We start from the raw sequence: 8,846 nt of genomic DNA on the forward strand, positions 1-8,846 counted from the left end.
AGCTTGAAAACATACTTCTCGCTTATGTGAGTTATATGATTTTATCGAACCACTTGCTAGTTATTTTATCAAAAAAATACGCCATTTTTGGGATATCTTTTGATTCGGAGATTTGAAGTTAAATATCAATGATGATTCAAATACGACCTTCCGTTGACAAAAGGAACGATCTCCCCACACGGAAAACCGCAGGCATAATAAAGCCACCATAAGAGCCGTCTTCATCCCGTGGCGGTTGTGGAATGAAAATGCAGGAACAAATAAATAGGAATGAACCTTATTGAATCATATAAGATAATCACAATGAACTTTCGTTTGCATTCACTAAAAAGTTCACATAAAAAATCGGCATTGTTCCGCCATTTGGGGAACTGATGCCGATTTCGAGCATTAAACCATTATACGCTATTATTTTTTTCAAATAATTGAATACGAAGTTGTCTGCGAATCCACCAGCGTGTAATGACTCCGTGTTTTGGGGAGAAAAGAAACGCGAGCGCAAACAGAATTGCCGCCATAACCGTCATACATCCGGCGATAGAAACATCCAGCTGCCGGGCAGACAAATAGCCGCCGATCGAGCTTAAAATTCCAACCACCACACTGAGCATGAGCATGATACTCAAACGATCTGTGAGCAAGTAAGCCGTAGCTGCCGGAACGATCAGCATCGCTACAACCAGAATCGCCCCCACACTTTCAAACGAAGCGACAGTGGTAACAGAGACCATGCCCATCAACAGGTAGTGGAATAAAGTAACCGGAATGCCAATTGCAGCTGCCATGGCCGGATCAAAAGAGCAGATTTTAAACTGTTTGTAAAACAAAGTAATCAAGATGAAACTGATCAGAAAAGCTCCACTGACCCCCCATACAGCACGAGGCCCCAGATCCACTCCGAATATCTCCAGGGTATCCCAGGGAACGTAAGCAATCTCACCATATAAGACACAATCCAAATCCAGATCCACCTGGCGGGTAAAAATCGAGACTAAGATAACCCCAATTGAAAATAAAGCAGTAAAGGTAACACTGATTGCGGCATCTGCTTGAACGCCGTTTTGACTTAGAGATTGAATCATAAACGTGGTGATCAAGCCAAAGGCAGCGGCTCCTAAGAGCATGGGTAAAGAAGCACGGCTGCCGCTCAGTAAGAAAGCGATCACAATCCCCGGAAGAATTGCGTGGCTGATGGCATCCCCCAGCATTGCCATTCTTCGCAGAATTAAAAAACATCCCAGAAAGCCGCAAGCAGAAGCGACGAGTGCACCCGTAAGAATAATCCAAAAATCACTCATCAGGATGACACCCTTTCTTGAACCGAAGAAGCGGCTGGTGGTCGACACCGCTTCGGTTCACGTTTGTGACGGACGAGAAGTGAGTACAGTTGAGGAACTAAACCTTCAGGAATCTGATCTTTTGAAATAACTTCGCCGGCTGGCAGTTTGCTTTCCAAATCGCCTTCATGCATGAGCCACACCTCTAACATCCGTTTGGTTAACACTGTGTCGTACGCCTTCTTCCACCCTGTTTCGGTAAAACGAATGAGTGTCTCTTTTCCGCCGGTTCGTTCAACCGTTAACAACCGAGAGCGTTCCAATCCGGTTAAGACTCGGGATGAAATGCGATGGTGCTGCTTCAGTTGATCCAAAGAAACGAAGTCCGTCCTTTCTGTTTCCATTGTTTCATATAACCACACTATCAGATTATCTTTGGCCACCTGGTTTCGTGTTTTCAGCAGGCGGAGCCACTTGGCCAGCAAACCACGTCTGGGCGCAAAAACCATGGAGAGGATAAACATCACAGTCGCTGCCAGCACGATGACCGGACCTGTAGAAAGATTATAACCGACTGAACTGATAAATGTTCCGAGCATCCCGGAGAGAGATCCCATGCAGGCAGAGATGATGATCATGCGGTTAAGCCGCTCTGTCCAATATCTCGCCGCTGCTGCCGGGGTGATGAGCAAGGCTGCCATGAGTACCACTCCGGCTGCCTGTAAACCGATGACCACTGCTACAACCAGGAAAAGCATGAGCAAAAAATCGAGCCTGCCAGTGGGAAAACCAAGACTCCGGCCGAAGCTGGCATCAAAGCAGAGCAGTTTAAGTTCTTTAAAGAAAAGGGAACACAGAATCAACAGGATGATCGCGACGGTACCCATCATCTGTACATCACTGCCTACCATCGAAGCGGATTGACCGAATAGAAATTTGTCCAACCCACTCTGATTTCCGTTATCGCTATGCTGGATCTGAGTGAGCAGAACAATTCCCAGTCCAAAAAAAACTGACAGGACAAGACCCAGAGCTGTATCTTCTTTAATACGCGAAAAACGGGTAATCCATCCGATGCATAATGAAGCGAAAATCCCGGTTATCATTGCTCCAATTAAAAAAAGGAAAGGGTTTTTGGAACCCGTGATCATAAAGGCCATACAGATTCCCGGCAGGGCTGCATGAGCAAGCACATCACCCATCAAACCCCGTTTGCGCAAAAACGCAAAACTGCCCAATACACCGCTGCATAATCCCAGTAATGTTGTACCGGATAATACCCAAAAAGCATTGGGATCCTGAATAAACTGCTGGATCAGTTTGAGAAAATCCATTCTTGATCACCCCGTCACCATCACGTCAGAGGAACCGGGAAGGACAGTGAGACGGCCCCCATACGTTTTTTGAAGATTTTCGGCATGAAATACCTCTCTGGTTGGGCCGGCGGCAATCTTTCTTAAGTTTAAAAGCAAAACAGAATCAAAATACTCGCTGACCGTCTGCAAATCGTGATGAACAACGAGAACCGTTTTTTTCTGCTGTTTCAGCTCGTTTAACACCTGAATAATCGCTTTTTCGGTCGCTGCATCCACTCCGGCAAATGGTTCATCCATAAAATACACCCGGGCATCCTGTGCCAGAGCACGGGCCAGGAAAACCCGCTGTTGCTGTCCACCGGACAGTTGGCTGATCTGGCGCCTGGCAAATGATTCCATACCTACTTTTTGCAGACATTCCATCGCAATCTCCCGGTCTTCGGCTTTAGGACGGCGGAACCAACCCAATTTTCCATATCGCCCCATCATCACCACATCCAAAGCATCCGTTGGAAAATCCCAATCGACCGATTCGCGCTGTGGTACATAACCAACCAGCTGGCGTTGTTCATGATAAGGTTTTCCGTAAATGTTTACTTCACCGCCAGCCAGCGGAATTAAACCCAGAATCGCTTTAATCAGTGTGGATTTGCCCGCCCCGTTTGGTCCGATAATGCCGATGAGTTCACCCTCCGGAGCATCATAGTCGATATCTCGAAGTACAGGTTTCCGGTGGTAAGCGACGGACAGGTTACGCACGGAAACAGGGCTGTTCGATAAACTCATCGAAATCCGCTCCTTTCTCTCTCAAAATGATTTTATCCGGACTTCATTTGTATCCGATTCGCAAACGCAAAATGGCCGCAGCATCGGAAATTTGGCCATGGCCTTTTCTATTTCAAAGCTTTCACGATTGTATCAATATTGTGTCGTACCATCCCGATATAGGTCCCCTCTTCAGTTCCTTTTTCTCCCATTGCATCGGAGAAAAGTGTGCCACCGATGGTTACTTCATGATTTTTCTTTTTTGCCCCTTGCACAACAGCTTCGATGGGTCGTTTGGATACACTTGATTCCACAAACACGGCTTTGATTTTTCGTTCAGTGAGCAGGTTCACGATGCGCTGAACATCCTTTAAACCATATTCTGAAGCTGTACTGATTCCTTGCAATCCCACAACTTCAATCTCATAAGCACGGCCAAAGTAGCTGAAAGCATCATGTGCGGTAACCAGTACCCGGCGTTCTTTTGGAATGGTGTTTAATTGTTGTTTTGCATATTGGTCCAATTCTGCGAGTTTCTTTAGATAAGCTGCTGCCTGTTGTTCGTAATCTTTTTTATGGGCAGGATCAATTTCAATCAACCCTTCTTTGACACGTTCTGTTGCTTTCATCCATAGTTGTACATCAAACCAGATATGCGGGTCGTTTTGACCATCTGCCGTTTCCAGCAGAAGCTTTTCATCAATTTTTTCAGCCACCGGAATAACCGGCTTACTGTGCGCCATCTTAGTGAAGATATCTGTCATTTTTCCTTCCAAGTGAAGTCCGTTGTAAAAGATAACATCAGCCTCATCCAGCTTCTCTATGTCACCTTGAGACGCCTTATATAAGTGCGGATCTACTCCGGGACCCATTAAACCGGTAACTTGTACATGCTTGCCACCTACATTTTCAACCAGATCCGCAATCATACCCGTGGTCGTTGTAACTTGAAGCGGCCCCATCGCTTTTCCTGCGCTGGAAGAACCACAGGCACTTACAAAAAGCAAAGGCGGTATGAAAGAAACAGACACCAGGATACGCAACCATCTCTTCATCGATAAAACCTCCTGAAATCATGATGTCTACGTGGGTGGATGATACAAAATCCGCGAGAGGAAGAGGGATTGTACTGTCACTGAGCCCATTGCACACAGCGAATCTCCTCTGCCGGACTCTGACCGGAACATACTGATACCCTACTTTCTCCGCGATTCCATACGGTCAATCAACATATCTGCATCATGTTAAAAAGGAATTAACAATGTTATTTAATTTTCTATCAATTGGATTTGATCATTTATTATGCCTTCGGATAATCTTTTTTATATAAGCCATATAAGTTGGCTTAACGCAAAATATATCTGCATTTATTGTAACCACTGCTTTTTTATGCTGTCAATAACTAATTTACTTTTATATCTTCATGTTCATCATTTATTTGCAAGGGTGCAAGCCCCGGATCGCTCCCGCTTTTAGAGATTAGATCCAAATTGGGCCCCGGTATATGATCCCTTCCAGTCATGTTAATGAAATGGGCAATCATTATGGCACTTTTGTACATATATTGACTGGTGGATATATTCCTATTTCAAGTAAGGAGAGAATGCAAATATGAACAAATCGTCTTATGTCCCATATCAATATGAGTATTATCCCAGGGAACCGAGACGGCGTCCAAAGTACCCTCAGTACGCCGGACTGAAATCCTCTACATTAAAAGCCGTAGAACCATTTGTGCAATACGGCCTTCGTGAAGCCCGATATACTTCAGTGGAACACGCTTTGCGCGAAGTAGCAGCAATTGCCTATTTAATGGGAAGGGGTTTTGATCCAAGAACGGCCCATCAGATCGTAGAGTCCTGGGAAGTAGATGAAAGATTTTAAATGACAAAAAGGCTATTCGCCATTTATATGCTGCGAATAGCCTTCTGCCTGATTCAGCATGGTGCACGCGGAAGAAAAGAACTGGCTGAAAAATTTACCTTAAAAGAATCTAATCATCCCTCATCTTTACACAGAAGTTCTGTTGTTTAAAAATGTGATACGACTGAAACAAGAGTGTTAAACCCCTGCCACCATGAAGAGGGCTCTTTTCCAACCTTTCAGTAAAATTCAACTTTATTCAAGCTCCCATTCTTGAACAAAATCCTTGTCTTGATCTGTGTTCTTGTCATATAGTGTAACGCTCTCAATATTTCCAAGATTATTGGTAAAGTTAAGGACGAGTGTATCTGATACATAGTAATGATGGGAAGAAAGCTTATAACTTGATTCAATGGTACGATCGGGCTGTCCCAATACTTGCTTTAAGTATGGTAAAGTAATTGTCCCTAATTTTTGAGAGGAAATAGAAATTCTTCCAAGCCGGTTGTTCCTTAACTCCAGACTAATAAAGTTGTCTCCTTTTAAATACATAATGGAAGTATACTCACTTTTACCGTAATACTTATAACTGTCATACTTATAAGGCTCTCTTCCACATGCATTTAAAATCTGTTCTTGCGTCGAACCTAATTTTCCACACTGATACAGCAGCAGGTCACCTTTTTTTGCAGTCTCAAGCAGGCGGATCAGAAAAGATTTTTTGTCTATAAATTGTTTTTCCTTTGGTAAAGACTCACCAGGCTGCTTCGGAACATTTCCCAGTTTCTTTGCTTTATCAGCAACCCATTGTTTTGAAGTAATGGATACTTTTTTAATTGGACTATTTTCTTCATCAGGCCCGGAAGCAGCCCTCCAAGATGAATTCATGCTAATTTCAAATTGTTCATTTTTCCAATAGTTATTTTTATATACGATCTGAACCTGTTCTTTTGTAAACTTCCGAAGCGAAGGATGGTCTATTAAAGTAATAGATACTAACTTCTTTTTATAAAATTCCAGTTCCAGCACGGGTTGAGAATGATCATCGAACATACCATATACAATATTCTCCCATTCCCCGCTTACATCTTTCTTCTCTCTCTTAACTAAGGGGAATTTATCTCCGCATTTTTTTACAACTGAATCCAATGATGTTCCAATTTTTCCGCACTCATTAAAAGGGATGTCACCTTTTGAAAATTTGTCATTCATGGTATACAGTTCAAGAAGATTCATCCCATATCCCAACACACCCGTCCAGCCTAATATAATAAAAATGATTATTATTAACGTGCAAACGATCACAATTCGTCTGTAGTCCTTCTTGTTTAACGGAACTTTTTTAAAGTCATTGATCGCTGTGACAGTTGATCCATCTGAACTTTCTATATAACTATTACCATCGCCAACGATATGAATATCCTTTTTTTTCTCCATGTGAACCTCTCAAGCAATTGATATTAAAGCCATCCAAACTCGACTCCATGATAAAACTCGGGATGTGTAGTAATGATCATGCTGCTGCAATTTTCTGCATGTGAAAGGTCTTGACTGGGTATAATGGCTGTAAATATCAGGGTATATGAACCGATCGGATACCTAAAATCATAGTAGGTTTCAACCCGGCCTGTCCGCCCTATATCATCCGTTTCTCCCAGTTTGTTCCTGATGTCTGTAAACTTTAACTCAAGATCATCTGTGAATAGCACTTTAGTTACTAATAACTTTCCATTATAAAAATAATAAAATACCCTGTGAGTTCCATAATGGTAGCTTAAGGTTTGAACCCTTCCGTCAAAATTGGAATTTGCAAAACTATTGTATGATTTACGGTCAGTAAAGTCTTCAAACTCTTTCCCGCAACGATTCATTACTTCATTTAAAGTAGAAACTCCTACCCGGCCACAATCTTGTAAAATAATATCACCCTGTGTAGCCATCCGGCTGAGTTGCTCCATTGTTTGTTTGCCACTAGTAATCAGCCGGCTACTTGGCAGTTTTTTGCTAATTTTTTTTAACTTGGGTTGCTGATATAGATCCTGATCAATTGGTAACGGCAGGTCAACACTAGTTCCTCCCATGGGTTCCCCTACAGGTTCCATTTCCGGCTTTAACTCAGTTAACCCATTTTGTTGAATACGAATTGAAGATAAGATTGAAGTGGATTTATCAAAAACGAAATTAATTTGAAATTCTTTTAAAGTTACACGATCAGCATTACCAAAAGTTTTTTCAATTTTTTTCATTGTATATTGATTTAGCTCCTTAGAGGTACTAGACATTTCTACTAACTTTTCATTTTGAAAACGTGCTTCCCAATCTTTGTATATAGATTTTCCTTCTCCCCCTACAGTATAGTTTATATAATTAAATTCTTCGTAATTTTCCCCGCACTTATTAAAAAAATCATCCATTTTCATTCCAATTTTGGCACACGGCTTGTTGGGAAGATAGCCATTTTCAAGTTTTTTTACTAAAGTTTCAGGTTCGCCATCCTTCATAGCTTCATTTATATATGGAGCCACAATCGGTTTTAAAGTTTCTATTGCATTTCCCCGATATATAGAGATAGTAACTAAAGACGCAAGAAGTCCAATGGAGACAATACCAAGTAATATTTTCTGCCACACCGATAGAACGTTGATTTTTTTTCTGACAAAGTTGTAAGCATAGACGGTAGCCCCGCCAATTGCATATATAATTTGATTTCCATATCCTTTTATATAGATCTTTGGTTTGTTTTTTTTCTCTTTAGTCAAGAATGTACCTCCATACTCTATAAGTCGAATTGGTCTCCCAACCCCTTAATTAGCCATTCTAAATCATGTTCAGGTATGGAGTAGAGCGTAAATCCGTGAATCCCGTCACTTTGTAAATCAATGGCTAAATGTAATTGATCCCGTTGATATTCATAACCATATAAAGTAACAAAAAACTTTCCCAGTCTCGATTTCAGATCAGCAGGGTTCATAGATAATGTTTTTGATTCATAAGTACGGACATATACCAGACGGTTATTCATGAATACATACTCAACTCTTCTATTGGGGTAGGAATACTCTATCCGGATATTACCTGTCTCATCCATAACTAACAAGGCATAATTTTTTCCACAGACCTTAAACAATTTGTCCGGTTCAATGTTTAAGGCTTTTGCACAATTTTGCAAAGGCAAGTATCCTTTAATAAGTGATTGGTTTTTAATTTCAGGCAGACTCTGAAAGTTAAGATGAAATAATGAATAATCGTGAGTATTCTCACTGGCATAAGAGAATTTGCGAGAGTTATGACTTACTAAGTCGATATACAACAAATGGTCCGATTGGTCAAAGACGGGCTCCACCTTATATGCTTCTGAAGTTGTATTGCTTTTAAGAATGAAACTTACCAGCCATTTAGGATAACTAAATTCTTTATCAGGTGTGGGATCGATGACATACTCCTCTTTTCTTACGGCATGAATCCGGACTTTTTGCAATTTATTATCTAAAAAAATAAAGTCATATTCACCGGAGTAAACCAACATGACCTTGTTGCATAACTAAGGTAAAAACCTAGAAACCTAGCGGTTCCAAGGCACTTTTGAAGTGTTAAAACCTAATCTTTTATCTATTAAGCGATCGAG

At 41.5% G+C, this 8,846-nt stretch carries 8 protein-coding genes; 1 reads left to right on the forward strand and 7 read right to left on the reverse strand.

Annotation, left to right across the window (positions count from 1 at the left end; all coding sequences use genetic code 11):
* Positions 1-398: 398 nt before the first annotated feature.
* From I8U27_RS18785 to I8U27_RS18800, 4 genes are all read right to left on the reverse strand, one after another.
* The gene (locus I8U27_RS18785; RefSeq protein ID WP_269751027.1) at positions 399-1,298 is read right to left on the reverse strand and encodes a metal ABC transporter permease; all 900 of its coding nucleotides are present in this window, start codon (positions 1,296-1,298) and stop codon (positions 399-401) included.
* On the reverse strand, positions 1,298-2,611 hold the full coding sequence (locus tag I8U27_RS18790; RefSeq protein WP_181750578.1) for a metal ABC transporter permease: 1,314 nt from the start codon (positions 2,609-2,611) through the stop codon (positions 1,298-1,300). Before I8U27_RS18790 ends, I8U27_RS18785 begins: the two co-directional genes overlap by 1 nt.
* 6 nt (positions 2,612-2,617) lie before the next feature.
* Positions 2,618-3,379, reverse strand: coding sequence for a metal ABC transporter ATP-binding protein (locus I8U27_RS18795; protein WP_181750577.1), 762 nt, complete (start codon positions 3,377-3,379; stop codon positions 2,618-2,620).
* A 107-nt stretch (positions 3,380-3,486) separates the two neighbouring features.
* Entirely contained in the window at positions 3,487-4,413 is a 927-nt protein-coding gene (locus I8U27_RS18800; protein WP_181750576.1) for a metal ABC transporter solute-binding protein, Zn/Mn family, read from the reverse strand.
* Between the two features lie 556 nt (positions 4,414-4,969).
* On the opposite strand from I8U27_RS18800, the gene I8U27_RS18805 reads away from it, so the two are divergent.
* A complete protein-coding gene (locus I8U27_RS18805) occupies positions 4,970-5,242 on the forward strand; it encodes a hypothetical protein (RefSeq protein WP_232345664.1) in 273 nt (90 codons plus the stop codon).
* Between the two features lie 234 nt (positions 5,243-5,476).
* Here I8U27_RS18805 and I8U27_RS18810 read toward each other — a convergent pair whose 3' ends face one another.
* From I8U27_RS18810 to I8U27_RS18820, 3 genes are read right to left on the reverse strand one after another with little or no spacing between them, the layout of a single operon-like run.
* A complete protein-coding gene (locus I8U27_RS18810; RefSeq protein ID WP_181750575.1) occupies positions 5,477-6,658 on the reverse strand; it encodes a hypothetical protein in 1,182 nt (393 codons plus the stop codon).
* Between the two features lie 23 nt (positions 6,659-6,681).
* Positions 6,682-7,980, reverse strand: a complete 1,299-nt coding sequence (locus I8U27_RS18815) for a hypothetical protein (protein ID WP_181750574.1) — start codon at positions 7,978-7,980, stop codon at positions 6,682-6,684.
* Between the two features lie 17 nt (positions 7,981-7,997).
* Positions 7,998-8,744 carry a hypothetical protein gene (locus I8U27_RS18820; RefSeq protein WP_181750573.1) on the reverse strand — a complete coding sequence of 249 codons (747 nt, stop codon included), beginning with the start codon at positions 8,742-8,744 and terminating at the stop codon, positions 7,998-8,000.
* Between the last annotated feature and the right edge of the window lie 102 nt (positions 8,745-8,846).

Origin of the sequence: Paenactinomyces guangxiensis (assembly GCF_016055185.1) — a bacterium.
GTDB lineage: Bacteria > Bacillota > Bacilli > Thermoactinomycetales > Thermoactinomycetaceae > Paenactinomyces > Paenactinomyces guangxiensis.

What these genes read in the sequence shown, in the direction of transcription:
- I8U27_RS18790 (WP_181750578.1), bottom strand. Translation starts at nt 2,611, where the DNA reads ATGGATTTTCTCAAACTGATCCAGCAGTTTATTCAGGATCCCAATGCT.
- I8U27_RS18805 (WP_232345664.1), top strand. Translation starts at nt 4,970, where the DNA reads ATGAACAAATCGTCTTATGTCCCATATCAATATGAGTATTATCCCAGG.
- I8U27_RS18800 (WP_181750576.1), bottom strand. Translation starts at nt 4,413, where the DNA reads ATGAAGAGATGGTTGCGTATCCTGGTGTCTGTTTCTTTCATACCGCCT.
- I8U27_RS18810 (WP_181750575.1), bottom strand. Translation starts at nt 6,658, where the DNA reads ATGGAGAAAAAAAAGGATATTCATATCGTTGGCGATGGTAATAGTTAT.
- I8U27_RS18795 (WP_181750577.1), bottom strand. Translation starts at nt 3,379, where the DNA reads ATGAGTTTATCGAACAGCCCTGTTTCCGTGCGTAACCTGTCCGTCGCT.
- I8U27_RS18785 (WP_269751027.1), bottom strand. Translation starts at nt 1,298, where the DNA reads ATGAGTGATTTTTGGATTATTCTTACGGGTGCACTCGTCGCTTCTGCT.